Below are 17172 nucleotides of genomic sequence, written 5' to 3' on the forward strand. Positions count from 1 at the left end.
CGTACCCGCGTCTGCCCGCGCTAGGCGGCGAGTTCGCCGGCGTACGGCGGTTCCGCGCCCGCGCGGGAGCAGGTGATGGCGGCGGCGCGCGCGGCGAAGCCGAGGATGTCGCGCCAGTCGTCGGGGCCGAGCGCGGCCACAGCGTCGCGGGAGAGGGCGTCATGGGCGTCCAGCCGGTGCAGCAGCGCGGCATTGACCGTGTCGCCCGCGCCGATGGTGTCGACCACCTCGACCCGGGATCCGGGCACGGTCACCTCGCCGCCGCCCGGCGTCAGCACCGTCAGCCCGTCACCGCCCCGGGTGATGACGACCGCCGCGGGACCGGCGCCCAGCCAGTCCCCGGCCGCGTCCCCGGCCGGGTCGCCGTCCGCCCCCGCCAGCCACCCCGCGTCCTCCTCCGACAGCTTCAGCAGCGTCAGATGCGGCAGCCAGGACCGGAAGCGGGCCCGGTAGGCGTCCGCATCCGGGATCAGGCCGGGCCGGACATTGGGGTCCAGCGCCGTGAAGACGCCCCGGCCGGCCTCGCGCCGCAGCAGGGCCTCGTACGCGCTCGCGCCCGGCTCCAGGACCAGCGAGCAGGTGCCCAGCGAGAGCGCGCGGGTCCCGTCGGGCAGCGCGGGCGGCAGGGCGAAGAGCCGGTCGGCGGTGCCGTTGGCGTAGAAGCCGTATCCGGCCGAGCCGTCCGGGCTGATGTCCGCCACCGCAAGCGTCGTCGGCTCCGCACCACGCTGCACCAGAGCGGTGTCCACACCGCCGGCCCGCAGCCCCTCCAGCAGCGCCTCGCCGAAGGTGTCGGTCGAGACCCGCGAGCAGAAGGCGGTGGGCGAGCCCAGCCGCCCCAGGGCGAGGGCGGTGTTGTACGGGCCGCCGCCGCGCCGGGGGAGCAGCGTGGGCAGCCCCCCGTCCTGGGCGGGCTCCTGTGGGCTGGGGACGAGGTCGATCAGCGCCTCGCCGGCGACGACGATCACGGGGTGCGGTTCCTTTCCTGGGGGGCCGTTTCGGGGCAGCCGCACGACGTACGGTGCACAAAGGTGCAGGGCAGGCGGAGGGTGCGGGGCGGCCGGTCCGGCTCCTGGAGGCGTTCCAGCAGCAGCCGGACCGCCGCGGCTCCGATCTCCTTGCTGGGCTGGGCGATCGCGGTCAGCCGGGGCGCGAACAGATCGGCCCAGGAGAAGTCGTCGAAGCAGGCCAGCGCGATATCGCGGGGGACCTGCAGACCGCGCTCGCGCAGCGCCCGGAGCGCACCGATGGTCATCGCGTTGTTGGCGGTGATGATCGCGGTGGGCGGCTCGGGTGCGGCGAGCAGATGGCCGGTGGCGTCCTGGGCGCCCTCCGCCTCGGAGTTGCCGCCGGCGAGCAGCTCGGGCGCGAACTCCAGCCCGCGGGCGCGCAGCCCCTCGCGGTAGCCCTGGACGCGCTCGGTGGTCGTGCTCAGTCCGGGCAGCCCGGCCACCAGGCCGATCCGGGTGTGCCCCAGGTCGGCCAGATGCTCGACGAGCCTGCGTACCGGTCCGGTGTTCTCGGCGCACACCTGGTCGTGGCCGTCGCCGGCCAGCCGGTCCAGGAAGACGGCGGGGACCTTGCGCCGGGCCAGATAGCCGGTCATCTCCGCCGGCTCCGCGGAGGGCGCGACGATCATGCCGTCGACCCGGCGTTCGTGCAGCAGCTGGACGACCTTGCGTTCGTGCCGGGGATCGTCGTGCGGATCGGCGATCAGCAGGCTGTAGCCCGCTTCCAGTGCGCCCGCCTCGACGCCCTGGAGGATCTCGGTGAAGTACGGGTTGCTGATCGCGGAGACGGCGAGGCCGATGGAGCGGGTGCGGGCGGTGACCAGGGAGCGGGCGAGGGTGTTGTGGGTGTAGCCCAGCTCGTCGATGGCACCGAGCACCGCGGCGCGGGTGTCGGGGCGTACCGGCCGGGTCTCGTTGAGCACATGCGAGACGGTGGCGACGGAGACACCCGCGCGCCGTGCCACATCCACCATCGTTGTCATCCGGTTCTTCCTCCCCGTGAGCCCGGTGCCACGGCTGAGCCCATGGCGCCGTCCCGCGAAGTCCACCACAGTACGAGCACCCGGGGGAAAACGTAAACGCTTGCGTAAGCGTTTACGTACAAGCTACCTTCCCGCCATCGAACCCCGCACGACGTCGTGAGGAGGCGCCGATGCGCGCTCTCGTGGTCACCGAACCGGGCAATCCAAGGCGCACGCGGTGCTGACGCGGCTGCGCCGGGGCGGCGGGGGAGGAGCTGGCCGAGATCGAACGGACCGAGCGCGCGGAGCGGGCGCAGAGCGAGCCGCTGACCCTGCGGCAGCTGCTCTCGCCGCGGCTGCGGCCGGTGTTCGTGGCCGGGATGCTGCTGGTCCTCTTCCAGAACTTCGTCGGCATCAACACGATCATCTACTACGCGCCGACCCTGCTCACCGACATCGGCTTCGGCTCGGGCGGCGCGATCCTGGCCAACGTCGGCATCGGCCTGCTCAACATGCTGATGACGCTCCCCGCGATGCGGCTCATCGACCGCACCGGCCGCAAACCGCTGCTCCTGGTGGGCGCCCTGGGCATGTGCGCGGCCATGGTGCTGCTGGCCGTCACCAACCTCTCCGGACTCGGCTACGGCGCGCTGCTCTCGACGCTCACCCTGCTGGGCATCGCCCTGTACATCGCGTCCTTCGCCGTCTCCTGGGGGCCGGTGCAGTGGGTGATGCTGCCCGAGCTGTTCCCGATGCGGATCCGGGCCGCGGCGGTAGGGCTGTGCGTGCTCTTCAACTGGCTGTTCAACATGATCGTGGCGCTGGTCTTCCCGACCCTGCTGCACGCCTGGGGCGCCGGGTTCAACTTCCTGTTCTTCGCCGGCACGACGCTCCTGGCGTTCCTTTTCGTCCGGCGGCTGCTGCCGGAGACCAAGGGCCGCAGCCTCGAGGAGATCGAACAGGACCTGCTGCGCGGGCGCCAGGCCCCACCGGAAACGGACCAATCCGTGCCGGTATCGTCGGGAGCCGTCTGACCCGCACCCCGTGCACCCCGTGCACCTCATACCATCCCTGGAGCAGCCATGAGCCAGCCCCCCGCCCGCCGAACCGTGCTGCGCGGGGCCGCGCTCGCGGGTGCCGCCGGCTTCGGGGTGGCGGCCTGCTCCCCGGGCGCGTCGGGCGGCGAGGCCTCGGCGGTGCCGGACAAGCCGGTGGAGCTGGGGGCCGCCGCCGACGTCCCGGTCGGGGGTGCCAAGCTCTACCGCGAGGACCGGCTCGTCGTCTCGCAGCCCGTCAAGGGCGAGTACAAGTGCTTCAGCGCCCGGTGCACCCACGCGGGCTGCATCCTGGCCGAGGTCGAGAAGAAGGAAGGCAGCTGCCCCTGCCACGGCAGCCGCTTCGACGTCACCACCGGCCAGGTCGTCCAGGGCCCGGCGTCCCGGCCGCTGCCCGAGGTGCCCGTCAAGGCCAGGGGCGGGAAGCTGATCGCGGGCTGAGGCCCGCGCGGCGGGCGGCTACCCCCAGTCCCAGCCGATCCCCAGTATTCCGGGCCGTACGCCCTGCTCCACCAGGTGGACGGCCCGGTGCGTGCCGCTGAGCGTCAGCTCCTGCCGGTCGCTGCGCGGGGCGCCCGCCGAGACCTGGGCGAAGCGGGCGCAGCGCACCGGCAGCGCCGCCTCGTCGAAGCGCACCTGAAGGACGTACTGCCCGCCCGCGAAGCTGAAGCCGCGTACGTACTCGGCGCTGGGACCGCCGCTGCCGTCCTCGAAGGCGTATCCGAAGACGTGCGTGTCGCCGGCCCGCAGCCGGGCGTCGAAGAGCAGCTCGGCGACCACCACCCCGGTGTCCGCGTCCCCGCGCACCCGCCCCAGCCGGCAGTTCTCCGCCGCCCGTACGCTCACCCGGGACGGATCGCAGCCCGCATCGCCCCGGTGAATGGCGACATAGCGGTCCACACCGTCCCGGTGCGCGCGTACGACCTGCAGTGATTCGCGTGCGCTCAGCTCGCGGCGCGGTCCGATACGGACCCGTTCGTGATGCCCGACGGTGTGCAGCCCGCCGTCCGCGGGGGTCTCCAGCTCGGCGAACAGCTGCTGCAGCGCGCCGGCGGGCGCCACCAGCGAGCGGTACGAGCGCGCGACCGGGCGTTCGGCCTCGGGGCGGGTGCCGCTCTCGGGCAGCAGGAGGCGGTGCAGCGAGCGCGCGGGCAGCTCCAGAACCTCCTCCAGGGCGCGCACCGCCCGCAGCGACTCGGGGCGCTGCGGCCGCCGGGCTCCTTGCTGCCAGTAACTCAGGCTGGTCACACCGACCTTGATGCCGCGCTGCGCGAGCTTGTGCTGGACGCGGGTCAGGGCGAGGCCGCGTGCGGTCAGCGCGCTGCGCAGGGCCAGGTGGAACGGGCCGGTCCGCAGCAGCTGTGCCAGCTCGGCCGACTCGGGAGTGTTCTGTGCCATTGCCTCAATTCCTCCGGCGCGCGGGTGAACGTTCACAACCGGATCGCACGCCGCTCGCGCTGACTGCCTGTTCACTGCAGTACGCCGGGCACCGGGCGTTCACATCCGGGCCCGTCCGTCCACACCCCCATGTCATCTCGCATTGAAGCGTGTTGACCTGCGTGCGACAACACCCGATGCTCCACAGCAGCATCCGGATGCGCTCCTCTCACCCCCTCACCCCCCTCTTCGGGAGGAACGCCATGACCCGTGCCCCCCTTGCGCCTCGTGCGCGCCGTAGATGGCTGTCGGCAGCGGCCCTCACCACCACCGCGCTCACGGCGCTCACCACGCTCCCCGGGGCGACCGCCTCGGCGGCCACGCCCCCGGCGCACGCCGCCGCCACCGGCAAGGCGGCCGCCGCCAACCGCCTCGACATATCGATGCAGGCCCAGGAGAAGACCAACTGGTGCTGGGCCGGCTCCGGCAACACCATCGCCGCCTGGTACGGCAGGAACTACAGCCAGAACCAGTTCTGCAACGCCGCCTTCGGCCGCAACCAGGACACCACCTGCCCCAACAACCAGGCCACGCTCGGCAATGTCCAGAACGCCTTCGACTGGATGGGCATCAATTCCGGCTCCTACGTGACCGGCTATCTGCGCTACGGCACCGTACAGAGCGAGATCAACGCCGACCGGCCCGTCGAGACCCGTATCGAGTGGTCCTCCGGCGGCGGCCATATGCATGTGATCTACGGCTTCGACACGGCGAACAACTGGGTCTACTGGGGCGACCCCTGGGCCTCCAACAGCCGCTACAACTGGGGTGACTTCGACTACTACGTGAACGGCAACTCCTTCTCCTGGACGCACTCCCTCTACCGGATAGGAGCCTGAGGCCATGACGAAGCGCACCGCTCGCACCGCTCTTCGTGCCGCCGCCACCGCAGCGCCGGCCGCCGCCCTCATCGGCCTCGCCCCGTACGCCGCACAGGCCGCCGACGCCCCCGCGTCCCCCAAGGCCCCGCCCCGGGCAAGCGTCACCGCCGCCCACGAAGCGGCCGCCGCCCCCGCGACCCTGGACACCCTCGCCCGGTTCTTCGCCCACGAGCCGGGGCACGCCGGCGCCCGCGCCACCGCCGGGGGCAAGGCCCGCATCGAGGGCGGGACGGTCCCCGTGTACGTCCTGTCCCCGGACTTCGTCCGCGGCAAGGCGGACACCCCCGTCGCCCGGCTGGAGTTCCTCGCCAGCAAGGCGGTCGCCGCCGACGGGCGGACCGCCTCGGTGTGGACGGTGCGGCGGGGCGCCGCCTGGAAGGTCGTCAATATCGCCGGCGGGGACGACGAGACCCGTTACGCGGCAGCCGGGGGCCGGACCGGGACGGTCTTCCGGGAGCCGCAGATCGACGCCTGGTACGTGCAGCGCGGCGACCGCATCGTGCCGCTGGACGCGGACGCCAGGAAGGCCGTCGGCGCGCACGGCAGCACGGTGGCCGCCTATCGGAAGCGGGTGGTGAAGGCGTACGGGGACAAGCTCCCCGGCTCCGCGTACGACAAGCGCGGCGAGGCCGGCGGATACGGGCCGCAGGCCGCCCCGCAGGCCGCGCCCGCCGAGGCGGGTCCCCGCCCGGAGCCCGCCCAGGCCGGTGCGCCGGCGGGCGGCAGCATCCCGGTCACCGCCGCCTCGGCCGTCGCGGGCGCCGCCGCCCTGCTCGCGCTCGCCCTCTGCGGCGCCGCGGCGCTGCGCAGGCGCCGCACCGGCTGACGGGGGGTACGGCGGCTCACCACCGCCCTACCGTGCCGCGCGGCGGGCCGGTGCACCGCGCCCGCCGCGCGGTGGGCCCCCACCCCACCCGCCGCGCGGCGGCCCGAGCGGGCCGGGAGGCGGCCGCGGGATGGGTCCGGGGCCGGTGATTGTCGGTGGCGGTCAGTAGGGTGGTGGGCATGGCAGACCCCAGCAGCTACCGACCCAAGCCGGGACAGATCCCCGACTCGCCGGGGGTCTATAAGTTCCGCGACGAGCACGGCCGGGTCATCTACGTCGGCAAGGCCAAGAGCCTGCGCCAGCGCCTGGCCAGCTACTTCCAGGACCTGGCCGGCCTCCATCCGCGTACGCGCACGATGGTCACCACCGCCGCCTCGGTGGAATGGACCGTCGTCTCCACCGAGGTCGAGGCGCTCCAGCTCGAGTACAGCTGGATCAAGGAGTTCGACCCGCGGTTCAACGTCAAGTATCGCGACGACAAGAGCTATCCGTATCTCGCGGTGACCCTCAACGAGGAGTTCCCGCGGGTCCAGGTGATGCGCGGCGCCAAGAAGAAGGGCGTGCGCTACTTCGGTCCTTACGGCCATGCCTGGGCCATCCGCGAGACCGTCGACCTGATGCTCCGCGTCTTCCCCGTACGCACCTGCTCCGCCGGTGTCTTCAAGCGTTCCGCGCAGATCGGCCGCCCCTGTCTGCTCGGCTACATCGGCAAGTGCTCGGCCCCCTGCGTCGGGCGCATCCCGGCCGGGGAGCACCGCGAACTGGCCGAGGAATTCTGCGACTTCATGGCCGGCCGCACCGGTGCGTACATCCGCCGTCTGGAGCGGCAGATGCAGGACGCCGCCGAGGAGATGGAGTACGAGCGTGCTGCCCGGCTCCGCGATGACATAGGCGCGCTCAGGCGGGCGATGGAGAAGAGCGCCGTGGTGCTCGCGGACGCCACCGACGCCGACCTGATCGCCGTCGCCGAGGACGAACTCGAGGCCGCCGTCCAGATCTTCCACGTCCGCGGCGGCCGGGTGCGCGGCCAGCGGGGCTGGGTCACCGACAAGGTGGAGGCCGTCACCACCGCCGGTCTCGTCGAGCACGCCCTCCAGCAGCTCTACGGCGAGGAGCGGGGCGACGCCGTGCCCAAGGAGGTCCTGGTCCCGGCGCTGCCCGAGCCCCAGGAGCCGGTCCAGCAGTGGCTGTCCGGCCGCCGCGGCTCCCAGGTCTCGCTGCGTATCCCGCAGCGCGGCGACAAGAAGGACCTGATGGCCACGGTCCAGCGCAACGCCCAGCAGTCCCTGGCCCTGCACAAGACCAAGCGCGCCTCCGACCTGACCACCCGCTCCCGCGCCCTGGAGGAGATCGCCCGGTCCCTCGGCCTGGACACGGTGCCGCTGCGCATCGAGTGCTTCGACATCTCCCACCTCCAGGGCGAGGACGTCGTCGCCTCCATGGTGGTCTTCGAGGACGGCCTCGCCCGGAAGAGCGAATACCGCCGCTTCCAGATCAAGACCTTCGAGGGGCAGGACGATGTCCGGTCCATGCACGAGGTCATCGGCCGCCGCTTCAAGCGCTATCTCCAGGAGAAGCAGAAGTCCGGCGAGTGGACGGAGGAGCCGTCCGCCGACGCCCCCGTGGAGGACGACGGCGCACCCGACGCGATGGCCGGCGCCTCCGCCGACGACGGCCGTCCCACCGACGACGAGGGCCGCCCCAAGCGGTTCGCCTATCCGCCTCAGCTGGTGGTCGTCGACGGAGGCGCTCCCCAGGTGGCGGCCGCCCGCCGCGCACTGGACGAGCTGGGTATCGACGATGTCGCCGTCTGCGGCCTGGCCAAGCGTCTGGAGGAGGTCTGGCTGCCCGATGACGACGACCCGGTCGTGCTGCCGCGCAGCAGCGAGGGCCTCTACCTCCTCCAGCGCGTCCGTGACGAGGCCCATCGCTTCGCCATCACCTACCAGCGCAGCAAGCGCACCAAGCGGCTGAAGTCCTCGCCGCTGGATGCCGTCGCGGGCCTGGGCGACACCCGCCGCCAGGCGCTGATCAAGCACTTCGGTTCGCTCAAGAAGCTGCGGGCCGCCACCATCGACGAGATCTGTGAAGTTCCGGGCGTCGGCCGCAAGACGGCCGAGACGGTCGCGGCGGCGCTGGCCGGGGCGGCACCGTCCGCCCCCGCGGTGAACACCGCCACAGGAGAGATCATTGAGGATGACGGGGCACCCTCGGCCGCGTTGTCAGCAGAACGGGGGCAGGACCGATGAGCACAGAGCACGAAGCGCAGGAAACCGAGAGAGACGGTGCACAGGTGAGTACGGGCACGACCGACCAGGGCGAGAGCGCCGCGATCCCCGAGCTGGTGATCATCTCCGGCATGTCGGGGGCGGGCCGGAGCACGGCGGCGAAGTGCCTGGAGGACCTCGGCTGGTTCGTCGTCGACAACATCCCGCCCGAGCTGATCCCGCCGATGGTCGAGCTGGGCGCCCGCTCCCAGGGCAATGTCGCCAAGATCGCCGTCGTCGTCGATGTCCGCGGCCGCCGTTTCTTCGCCAATCTCAAGGAGTCCCTGGCCACTCTCGACGCGCAGAACGTCAAGCGCCGCATCGTCTTCCTGGAGTCCTCCGACGAGGCCCTGGTGCGCCGCTTCGAGTCGGTGCGCCGCCCGCACCCCCTCCAGGGCGACGGCCGGATCGTCGACGGCATCGCCGCCGAGCGCGATCTGCTGCGCGAGCTGCGCGGCGACGCCGACCTGGTCACCGACACCTCCAGCCTCAACGTCCATGAGCTGCGCGCCAAGCTGGACGCCCAGTTCGCCGGCGAGGAGGTCCCCGAACTGCGCGCGACGGTCATGTCGTTCGGCTTCAAGTACGGCCTGCCGGTCGACGCCGACATGGTCATCGACTGCCGCTTCATCCCCAACCCGCACTGGGTCCCCGAGCTGCGCCCCTTCACCGGCCTCAACGAAGAGGTCTCGGACTACGTCTTCAACCAGCCCGGCTCCAAGGAGTTCCTGGACGGCTACGCCGAGCTGCTGCGCATCGTCGCCGAGGGCTACCGCCGCGAGGGCAAGCGTTATGTGACCATCGCGGTCGGCTGTACGGGCGGCAAGCACCGCAGCGTCGCGATGTCCGAGAAGCTGGCCCGCCGTCTGGTGACCGAAGGGGTCGAGACCGTCGTCGTCCACCGGGACATGGGGCGCGAATGACCGGCCATACGCCGCGGCTGCGCCGGGTCCGCAGGTTCGTCCCCAGGGGCCGTGCGACGAAGGGCACCACTCCCAAGGTGGTGGCGCTCGGCGGCGGGATGGGCCTGTCCGCCTCGCTGGCCGCGCTGCGCCGGATCACCGGCGATCTGACCGCCGTGGTCACCGTCGCCGACGACGGCGGCTCCAGCGGCCGCCTCCGCGACGAGCTGGGGGTGCTGCCGCCGGGGGATCTGCGCAAGGCGCTGGCCGCGCTGTGCGGCGACGACGACTGGGGCCAGACCTGGTCCCGGGTGATCCAGCACCGTTTCCAGTCCGAGGGGGAGCTGCATGACCACGCGGTCGGCAATCTGCTGATCGTCGCCCTGTGGGAGCAGCTCGGTGATCATGTCCAGGCGCTCGACCTGGTCGGCAGGCTGCTGGGCGCGCACGGCCGGGTGCTGCCCATGTCGGCCGTCCCGCTGGAGCTCCAGGCCCAGGTCAGGGGCCATGACGTGGCCCGCCCGGACGAGGTCTCCACGGTCCGCGGCCAGGCCACCGTCGCGCTCACCCGCGGCGAGGTGCTCTCCGTGCATGTGGTCCCCGAGGACCCGCCGGCCGTTCCCGAGGCGGTGGCCGCGGTGCGCGATGCCGACTGGGTGGTGCTGGGTCCCGGCTCCTGGTTCTCGTCCGTGATCCCGCATCTGCTGGTGCCGCAGCTGCGTGAGGCCCTGGAGGAGACCAAGGCCCGAAAAGTCCTTTCGCTCAACCTTGCGCCCCAACCGGGCGAAACCGATGGCTTCTCACCGCAGCGTCATTTGGAGGTTTTGGCCCGACACGCCCCTAAACTCGCCTTCGACGTGGTGCTGGCCGACAAGGCCGCCGTGCCCGACATCGAAGGTCTGACGGTTGCCGCCAAGCAGCTGGTGGGCAGCGAGGTCGAGCTGGCTGCGGTCGCCGCACAAGGAGACGACGCCCGGACCAGTGCCGGGCCGCCCCCCGACCGGCACGACCCGGAGCTGCTGGCAGCCGCGTACGACCGTATTTTTCGGATGCATGGAAGGATCGGCCCATGGCGATGACGGCTGCGGTGAAGGATGAAATCTCCCGGCTCCCCGTCACCCGGACCTGCTGCCGGAAGTCGGAGGTCTCGTCGATCCTGCGGTTCGCGGGTGGTCTGCACCTGGTCAGCGGCCGCATTGTGATCGAGGCGGAGCTGGACACGGGCATCGCCGCCCGCCGGCTGCGCAAGGACATCCTGGAGATCTTCGGACACTCCTCCGACCTGGTGGTGATGGCCCCCGGCGGCCTGCGGCGCGGCAGCCGCTACGTCGTACGGGTGGTGGCCGGCGGCGACCAGCTGGCGCGGCAGACCGGCCTGGTCGACGGGCGCGGCCGCCCCATCCGCGGCCTGCCCCCGCAGGTGGTCTCCGGTGCGACGTGCGACGCCGAGGCGGCCTGGCGCGGGGCGTTCCTGGCCCATGGTTCGCTCACCGAGCCCGGCCGTTCCTCCTCGCTGGAGGTCACCTGCCCCGGCCCCGAGGCGGCGCTCGCCCTGGTCGGCGCGGCCCGCCGGCTGGGCATCGGCGCCAAGGCCCGTGAGGTGCGCGGTGTGGACCGCGTCGTCGTCCGTGACGGTGATGCGATCGGCGCGCTGCTGACGCGGCTCGGCGCCCATGAGTCGGTGCTCGCGTGGGAGGAGCGGCGGATGCGCCGCGAGGTCCGGGCCACCGCCAACCGCCTCGCCAACTTCGATGACGCCAACCTCCGCCGCTCGGCACGGGCCGCGGTCGCCGCCGGCGCCCGGGTGCAACGGGCCCTGGAGATCCTCGGCGAGGAGGTCCCCGAGCACCTCGCGGCGGCCGGCCGGCTGCGCATGGAGCACAAGCAGGCCTCCCTGGAGGAGCTGGGCGCCCTCGCCGATCCGCCGCTGACCAAGGACGCGGTGGCCGGGCGCATCCGGCGGCTGCTGGCGATGGCGGACAAGCGCGCGCAGGACCTCGGGATTCCCGGTACGGAGTCCAATCTGACGGAGGAGCTGGCCGAGGGGATGGTCGGCTGACGGGGCCGCTGCCGGGCGGGAGGAGTCGCTCCCCCGTCCGGCCGGTGAAGTCCGGTCCTGCCGTGGGGGCTTCGGGGTCCGGCCGGCTGTGACGGAAGGGGGCTGGGCCGTTGCCGTCCCCGTCGTACGCGGGGGATCCGGCCGGCGTCGAGCGGCGTGTTTTCGCTGCCGTGGGCGGGCTGGACCGCTCAGCTGAGCTGCTGGGTTTCTCAGTTGTGAGTACGACGTGAGGCCAGATGTCAATGTCACGTACGTCTCGTACAGGGGGTAGGGTCGGAGGCGGTCGGGGACATCCCATACAGCTCGGCGGTGCATATACCGCCGTACCAACGAGGAGATCGGTTCGTGACGATCCGCGTAGGCATCAACGGATTCGGCCGCATTGGTCGTAACTACTTCCGCGCGCTCCTGGAGCAGGGTGCGGACATCGAGATCGTCGGTGTCAACGACCTGACCGACAACGCCACCCTGGTCCACCTGCTGAAGTACGACACCATCCTGGGCCGTCTCAAGCAGGACGTCAGCCACACCGACGACACCATCACGGTCGGCAACCAGACCTTCAAGACGATGGCCGAGCGCGACCCGGCGAACCTCCCCTGGGCGGAGCTCGGCGCCGACATCGTCATCGAGTCGACCGGCATCTTCACCAAGAAGGCCGACGCCGAGAAGCACATCGCGGCCGGCGCCAAGAAGGTCCTGATCTCCGCGCCCGCCAAGGACGAGGACATCACGATCGTGATGGGCGTCAACAACGACAAGTACGACGCGGCCAAGCACCACGTCATCTCCAACGCCTCCTGTACCACCAACTGTGTGGCGCCGATGGCGAAGGTGCTCGACGAGAACTTCGGCATCGTCAAGGGCCTGATGACGACGGTCCACGCGTACACCAACGACCAGCGCATCCTGGACTTCCCGCACAGCGACCTGCGCCGCGCCCGCGCCGCCGCGGAGAACATCATCCCGACCTCGACGGGCGCCGCCAAGGCCACCGCCCTGGTCCTCCCGCAGCTCAAGGGCAAGCTGGACGGCATCGCGATGCGCGTGCCCGTCCCCACCGGCTCGGTCACCGACCTGGTCCTGGAGCTCGAGCGCGAGGTCACCAAGGACGAGATCAACACCGCCTTCCAGAAGGCCGCCGAGGGTCAGCTCAAGGGCATTCTCGAGTACACCGAGGACCCGATCGTCTCCTCGGACATCGTGAACTTCCCGGCCTCGTGCACCTTCGACTCGAAGCTGACGATGTCTCAGGGCAAGCAGGTCAAGGTCGTCGGCTGGTACGACAACGAGTGGGGCTACTCCAACCGCCTGGTGGACCTGACCGTCTTCGTCGGCGGTCAGCTCTGACAAGATCAGTGCACTTGTGAGGACGGGGCTCGTACGACGCGATGGCGCGTCGGACGGGCCCCGTCCCATGATCGACCTTCCGAACGGAGTCACGGTTTCACCATGAAGACGATCGACGACCTCCAGGTGGCGGGACAGCGGGTCTTCGTCCGCGCCGACCTGAACGTGCCGCTGGACGGCACCACCATCACCGACGACGGCCGGATCCGTGCCGTCGCCCCGACGATCGCCAAGCTCGCCGAGCGCGGCGCCAAGGTGATCGTCGCCTCGCACCTGGGCCGTCCCAAGGGCGCCCCGGACCCGGCCTTCTCGCTGGCACCCGCGGCCGCGCGGCTGGGCGAGATCCTCGGGCAGGACGTGGCGTTCGCGACCGACACGGTCGGCGAATCCGCCCGGTCGGTGACCGCGGGCCTGGCCGACGGCCAGGTGGCCGTGCTGGAGAACCTCCGCTTCAACGCGGGCGAGACCAGCAAGGACGACGCCGAGCGCGGCGCCTTCGCCGACCAGCTCGCCGCCCTCGCGGACCTGTACGTGGGCGACGGCTTCGGCGCCGTGCACCGCAAGCACGCCTCCGTCTACGACCTGCCCGCGCGCCTTCCGCACGCCGCCGGTGACCTGATCGCCACCGAGGTCGGCGTGCTGAAGAAGCTCACCGAGGACGTCAAGCGCCCCTACGTGGTCGTGCTCGGCGGCGCGAAGGTCTCCGACAAGCTCGCCGTGATCGACCAGCTGCTGGAGAAGGCCGACCGCATCCTGGTGGGCGGCGGCATGGCGTACACCTTCCTCAAGGCCAAGGGCCACGAGGTGGGCATCTCGCTGCTCCAGGAGGACCAGGTCCCGGCCTGCCTGGAATACCTGGCGCGGGCCGAGAAGCGCGGCGTGGAGTTCGTCCTCCCCGTCGACGTACTGATTTCGGCCGAGTTCCCGGACCTGAAGACCAAGGCCCCGGCCAACCCCGCCATCGTCGCCTCGGACGCCATCCCGGCCGACCAGGAGGGCCTGGACATCGGCCCGAAGACCCGCGAGCTCTACGCCGCGAAGCTCGCCGACGCGGGCACCGTCTTCTGGAATGGCCCGATGGGCGTCTTCGAGCACCCCGACTACGCGGGCGGCACCAAGGCCGTCGCGCAGGCGCTGCTGGACTCGGAGGCCTTCACGGTCGTCGGCGGTGGCGACAGCGCCGCCGCGGTCCGGCTGCTCGGCTTCGACGAGAACGCTTTTGGCCACATTTCGACCGGCGGCGGCGCCAGCCTCGAATACCTCGAAGGCAAGACGCTCCCCGGCCTCGCCGCTCTGGAGGACTGAACACCGTGAGTGACCGCACCCCGCTGATGGCGGGCAACTGGAAGATGAACCTCAACCACCTCGAGGCCATCGCGCACGTCCAGAAGCTCGCCTTCGCGCTCAACGACAAGGACTTCGACGCCGTAGAGGTCGCCGTCCTGCCGCCCTTCACCGACCTGCGCTCGGTGCAGACGCTGGTCGACGGCGACAAGCTGAAGATCAAGTACGGCGCGCAGGACGTCTCCGCGCACGACGCCGGTGCCTACACCGGTGAGATCTCCGGTTCGATGCTCGCCAAGCTCAAGTGCACGTTCGTGGCCGTCGGCCACAGCGAGCGCCGCCAGTACCACGGCGAGAACGAAGAGATCTGCAACGCCAAGGTCAAGGCCGCCTTCCGGCACGGTCTCACCCCGATCCTGTGCGTCGGCGAGGGCCTGGAGGTGCGCAAGGCCGGCAACCAGGTCGCGCACACCCTCGCCCAGGTCGACGGCGGCCTCAAGGACGTCCCGGCCGAGCAGGCCGAGACCCTCGTGATCGCATATGAGCCGGTGTGGGCGATCGGCACCGGCGAGGTCGCCACCCCCGAGGACGCCCAGGAGGTCTGCGGGGCGATCCGCGGCCGGCTCGCCGAGCTCTACAGCCAGGAGCTGGCCGACAAGGTGCGCATCCAGTACGGCGGCTCGGTCAAGTCCGGAAATGTCGCGGCGATCATGGCGCAGCCGGACGTCGACGGCGCGCTGATCGGCGGCGCGGCGCTGGACGCGGACGAGTTTGTGAAGATCGTCCGTTTCCGCGACCAGTAGCAGCTATGACGACGGGCCCGGCCCGTCGTACCCTGTCGGGGCCGGGTCCGGCGTCCAGCGCGCCGCCCGGCCCCGCACCATTTCAACCAGACCCAGAGAGTTGGTCCAGCCGTGGTCATCGGGTTCTCGATCGCCCTCATCGTCTTCAGCCTGCTGCTGATGATGCTGGTGCTCATGCACAAGGGAAAGGGCGGCGGCCTGTCCGACATGTTCGGTGGCGGTATGCAGTCCTCGGTCGGTGGCTCCTCGGTCGCCGAGCGGAACCTCGACCGCATCACCATCGTGATCGGTCTGCTGTGGTTCGCGTGCATCGTGGTCCTCGGCATTCTGATGAAGCTCGGCAACTGACATACCGTCGGAGGCGCGGCCTATCATGAGGGCGGCGTCCTTGGGCGGGGTGTAACTCCTGTCACTGGACGCGCGTTGGGCCTTACGTAGACTGGAGCGCCCGCAGCGCAGCTGCTGTTAGATGCTTTGCAGCACCATTACGCAGGGAGTTACGACCGTGGCAAGTGGCAACGCGATCCGAGGAAGTCGGGTCGGGGCGGGGCCGATGGGGGAGGCCGAGCGCGGCGAGTCCGCGCCGCGCACCCGGATCTCCTTCTGGTGCTCCAACGGGCACGAGACGCAGCCCAGCTTCGCCGGCGATGCGCAGGTTCCGGACACCTGGGACTGCCCGCGCTGTGGTTTCCCGGCCGGCAAGGACCGGGACAGCCCGCCGGACCCGCCGCGCACCGAGCCGTACAAGACCCATCTCGCCTACGTCCGGGAGCGCCGCAGCGACGCCGATGGCGAGGCGATTCTCGCGGAGGCGCTGGCCAAGCTCCGCGGCGAGATCTGAGGACCGGCGACGCGATGTCCGGCCCGGCCGGAGGGATGCACCACCCCCTCCGGCCGGGCCGTTCCGCGTCTGAGGCAGCGGATGGGGCAAGTGACCGAGGCCCGTTGTCAGTGGTCGCCCCTACCGTTTTCCGTACGGGACGGATCCGGGACGGGGGCGGCGATGACGGGCACGCGGACGAGCACCATGGACGGGACGGGCGCGCTTGCCCGGCGGGGCGGATTCGGGCGGCTGTGGAGCGCGGCGGCCGTCTCCCGCTTCGGTGACGCGCTGCGCGGTACGGCCCTTCCGCTGCTGGCCTGGACCCTGACCGATTCGCCGGTGCAGATCTCGCTCGTCACCGCCTGCGAATTCCTGCCCTGGCTGCTCTTCGGGCTGCTGGGCGGCGCGGTCGCCGACCGGGTGGAGCAGCGGCGGGCCATGTGGGCGGTCGATCTGCTGCGCGGGCTGCTGATGGCCTCCTTCGCGCTGGCCGTGGCGCTGGACCGGGCGAGCATCGGCCTGCTGATCGCGCTGGCCTTCTCGCTCACCACCCTCCAGACGCTCTTCGACAACGCCGCGACGGCCCTGCTGCCCGCGGTGGTGCCCAAGGAGGCGCTGGCCACCGCCAACGCCCGGCTGATGACCGGCCAGCAGGTGCTGGGCCGGTTCGTGGGCGGGCCGGTGGCGCCGGTGCTCATCGCGCTGGGCGCCGCGGTGCCCTTCCTGGCCGACGCGGCCACGTACGTCGTCGCCGCCGCCCTCGTCGCCTCCCTGCGGACCGCTCCGCCGGCCGGGCCGCCGGCCGCCGCCGGGCGCACCCTGCGGCGCGACATCGCGGACGGCACAAGGGCGTTGTGGCGCGACCGGGTGCTGCGCGCCTTCAGCCTGTCGGTGGCGCTGGGCAACATCGGCATCGGTGCGCTGATCGCCACGCTCGTGGTGGCGGTCAAGGACCGGCTGGGCGCCGGGGACTTCGGCTATGCGGTGGTGACGACCGGCTACGGCATCGGGATGGTGCTGGGCGGGCTGCTCGCGGGCCGGGTGGTTGCCGCCGTCGGCGGGCAGGCCCGCACCCTGCTCATCGCCGGTCTGCTGCAGGCAGGTGTGCTGGTGGCCTTCGGGACGCTGCGCTCGCCGGCTGCGGCGGCGGTGTCCCTGGGCCTGTTCGGCTTCGCGGGCATGGTGTGGAACGTCCTGGAGACCACGGTCATACAGCAGCGCAGCCCCGAGGGGATGCTCGGCAGGATCAGTGCCGCCTTCCGTACGGTCTCCGTCGCCGGCGCGCCGCTGGGCGCCCTGCTCGGCGGCGCGGTCGCCGAGGCGTGCGGAGCGGGCGCCCCCGCGCTGCTGGCCGCCGCGCTGCTGGGGCTGGGCGCGGCCGTGCTGATACCCGTGCGCAATGCCGCCGACAGCTCGTTGTCCGACAGCGGACAGATACCTCATACCGCGCCCTGATCAATTAGGTTGGGAGCCGGCGGGGTGCCGGTACGAGACGAAGAAGGCTGATGTCCCA

The 17172-nt window shown here is 71.5% G+C and carries 17 protein-coding genes; 14 read left to right on the plus strand and 3 right to left on the minus strand.

What is annotated here, in order from left to right; genetic code table 11:
• Nucleotides 1-20: 20 nt before the first annotated feature.
• Complete coding sequence (locus tag ACZ4S3_RS06320; protein WP_467926747.1) at nucleotides 21-968, minus strand: carbohydrate kinase family protein; 948 nt, start codon at nucleotides 966-968, stop codon at nucleotides 21-23.
• Entirely contained in the window at nucleotides 965-1993 is a 1029-nt protein-coding gene (locus tag ACZ4S3_RS06325; protein ID WP_467926752.1) for a LacI family DNA-binding transcriptional regulator, read from the minus strand. The genes ACZ4S3_RS06320 and ACZ4S3_RS06325 overlap by 4 nt, the downstream gene beginning before the upstream one ends.
• Nucleotides 1994-2256: 263 nt before the next feature.
• On the opposite strand from ACZ4S3_RS06325, the gene ACZ4S3_RS06330 reads away from it, so the two are divergent.
• Nucleotides 2257-3006 (plus strand): MFS transporter, encoded by a 750-nt coding sequence (locus tag ACZ4S3_RS06330; RefSeq protein ID WP_467927361.1) that lies wholly within the window; start codon nucleotides 2257-2259, stop codon nucleotides 3004-3006.
• Nucleotides 3007-3054: 48 nt separating this feature from the next.
• On the plus strand, nucleotides 3055-3468 hold the full coding sequence (locus ACZ4S3_RS06335) for a Rieske (2Fe-2S) protein (protein ID WP_467926757.1): 414 nt from the start codon (nucleotides 3055-3057) through the stop codon (nucleotides 3466-3468).
• A gap of 18 nt (nucleotides 3469-3486) precedes the next feature.
• Here ACZ4S3_RS06335 and ACZ4S3_RS06340 read toward each other — a convergent pair whose 3' ends face one another.
• Nucleotides 3487-4425: a hypothetical protein gene (locus tag ACZ4S3_RS06340; RefSeq protein WP_467926762.1), complete on the minus strand. Its 939-nt coding sequence runs from the start codon at nucleotides 4423-4425 to the stop codon at nucleotides 3487-3489.
• Nucleotides 4426-4667: 242 nt separating this feature from the next.
• Between ACZ4S3_RS06340 and ACZ4S3_RS06345 the strand changes: the two genes are divergently transcribed.
• From ACZ4S3_RS06345 to ACZ4S3_RS06400, 12 genes are all read left to right on the plus strand, one after another.
• Nucleotides 4668-5303 carry a papain-like cysteine protease family protein gene (locus ACZ4S3_RS06345; protein WP_467926767.1) on the plus strand — a complete coding sequence of 212 codons (636 nt, stop codon included), beginning with the start codon at nucleotides 4668-4670 and terminating at the stop codon, nucleotides 5301-5303.
• Nucleotides 5304-5307: 4 nt separating this feature from the next.
• Nucleotides 5308-6171 (plus strand): hypothetical protein, encoded by an 864-nt coding sequence (locus ACZ4S3_RS06350; RefSeq protein ID WP_467926772.1) that lies wholly within the window; start codon nucleotides 5308-5310, stop codon nucleotides 6169-6171.
• Between the two features lie 179 nt (nucleotides 6172-6350).
• Nucleotides 6351-8420: an excinuclease ABC subunit UvrC gene (gene uvrC / locus ACZ4S3_RS06355; protein ID WP_467926776.1), complete on the plus strand. Its 2070-nt coding sequence runs from the start codon at nucleotides 6351-6353 to the stop codon at nucleotides 8418-8420.
• The gene (gene rapZ, locus ACZ4S3_RS06360) at nucleotides 8417-9361 is read left to right on the plus strand and encodes an RNase adapter RapZ (RefSeq protein ID WP_467926779.1); all 945 of its coding nucleotides are present in this window, start codon (nucleotides 8417-8419) and stop codon (nucleotides 9359-9361) included. The genes uvrC and rapZ overlap by 4 nt, the downstream gene beginning before the upstream one ends.
• The gene (locus tag ACZ4S3_RS06365; protein ID WP_467926782.1) at nucleotides 9358-10419 is read left to right on the plus strand and encodes a gluconeogenesis factor YvcK family protein; all 1062 of its coding nucleotides are present in this window, start codon (nucleotides 9358-9360) and stop codon (nucleotides 10417-10419) included. The genes rapZ and ACZ4S3_RS06365 overlap by 4 nt, the downstream gene beginning before the upstream one ends.
• On the plus strand, nucleotides 10410-11399 hold the full coding sequence (whiA, locus tag ACZ4S3_RS06370; RefSeq protein WP_018091880.1) for a DNA-binding protein WhiA: 990 nt from the start codon (nucleotides 10410-10412) through the stop codon (nucleotides 11397-11399). The genes ACZ4S3_RS06365 and whiA overlap by 10 nt, the downstream gene beginning before the upstream one ends.
• Before the next feature lie 345 nt (nucleotides 11400-11744).
• Nucleotides 11745-12749 carry a type I glyceraldehyde-3-phosphate dehydrogenase gene (gap, locus tag ACZ4S3_RS06375; protein ID WP_467926785.1) on the plus strand — a complete coding sequence of 335 codons (1005 nt, stop codon included), beginning with the start codon at nucleotides 11745-11747 and terminating at the stop codon, nucleotides 12747-12749.
• 102 nt (nucleotides 12750-12851) lie between these two features.
• Complete coding sequence (locus ACZ4S3_RS06380) at nucleotides 12852-14054, plus strand: phosphoglycerate kinase (protein ID WP_467926788.1); 1203 nt, start codon at nucleotides 12852-12854, stop codon at nucleotides 14052-14054.
• A 5-nt stretch (nucleotides 14055-14059) separates the two neighbouring features.
• Nucleotides 14060-14836: a triose-phosphate isomerase gene (gene tpiA, locus ACZ4S3_RS06385; protein ID WP_467926792.1), complete on the plus strand. Its 777-nt coding sequence runs from the start codon at nucleotides 14060-14062 to the stop codon at nucleotides 14834-14836.
• Nucleotides 14837-14947: 111 nt separating this feature from the next.
• Nucleotides 14948-15184, plus strand: a complete 237-nt coding sequence (gene secG, locus ACZ4S3_RS06390) for a preprotein translocase subunit SecG (protein WP_006606295.1) — start codon at nucleotides 14948-14950, stop codon at nucleotides 15182-15184.
• 157 nt (nucleotides 15185-15341) lie between these two features.
• Nucleotides 15342-15677, plus strand: a complete 336-nt coding sequence (locus ACZ4S3_RS06395; protein ID WP_006606296.1) for an RNA polymerase-binding protein RbpA — start codon at nucleotides 15342-15344, stop codon at nucleotides 15675-15677.
• Between the two features lie 162 nt (nucleotides 15678-15839).
• Nucleotides 15840-17114, plus strand: a complete 1275-nt coding sequence (locus ACZ4S3_RS06400; protein ID WP_467926798.1) for an MFS transporter — start codon at nucleotides 15840-15842, stop codon at nucleotides 17112-17114.
• Nucleotides 17115-17172 lie beyond the last annotated feature (58 nt).

This window comes from Streptomyces sp. NPDC028368 (genome assembly GCF_055565615.1).

Excerpts from the sequence above, each read along its gene's own strand:
- ACZ4S3_RS06325 (WP_467926752.1), bottom strand. The coding sequence starts at position 1,993 with ATGACAACGATGGTGGATGTGGCACGGCGCGCGGGTGTCTCCGTCGCC.
- whiA (WP_018091880.1), top strand. The coding sequence starts at position 10,410 with ATGGCGATGACGGCTGCGGTGAAGGATGAAATCTCCCGGCTCCCCGTC.
- ACZ4S3_RS06340 (WP_467926762.1), bottom strand. The coding sequence starts at position 4,425 with ATGGCACAGAACACTCCCGAGTCGGCCGAGCTGGCACAGCTGCTGCGG.
- ACZ4S3_RS06365 (WP_467926782.1), top strand. The coding sequence starts at position 9,358 with ATGACCGGCCATACGCCGCGGCTGCGCCGGGTCCGCAGGTTCGTCCCC.
- ACZ4S3_RS06400 (WP_467926798.1), top strand. The coding sequence starts at position 15,840 with ATGACGGGCACGCGGACGAGCACCATGGACGGGACGGGCGCGCTTGCC.
- ACZ4S3_RS06380 (WP_467926788.1), top strand. The coding sequence starts at position 12,852 with ATGAAGACGATCGACGACCTCCAGGTGGCGGGACAGCGGGTCTTCGTC.
- ACZ4S3_RS06345 (WP_467926767.1), top strand. The coding sequence starts at position 4,668 with ATGACCCGTGCCCCCCTTGCGCCTCGTGCGCGCCGTAGATGGCTGTCG.
- ACZ4S3_RS06350 (WP_467926772.1), top strand. The coding sequence starts at position 5,308 with ATGACGAAGCGCACCGCTCGCACCGCTCTTCGTGCCGCCGCCACCGCA.
- uvrC (WP_467926776.1), top strand. The coding sequence starts at position 6,351 with ATGGCAGACCCCAGCAGCTACCGACCCAAGCCGGGACAGATCCCCGAC.
- ACZ4S3_RS06335 (WP_467926757.1), top strand. The coding sequence starts at position 3,055 with ATGAGCCAGCCCCCCGCCCGCCGAACCGTGCTGCGCGGGGCCGCGCTC.
- rapZ (WP_467926779.1), top strand. The coding sequence starts at position 8,417 with ATGAGCACAGAGCACGAAGCGCAGGAAACCGAGAGAGACGGTGCACAG.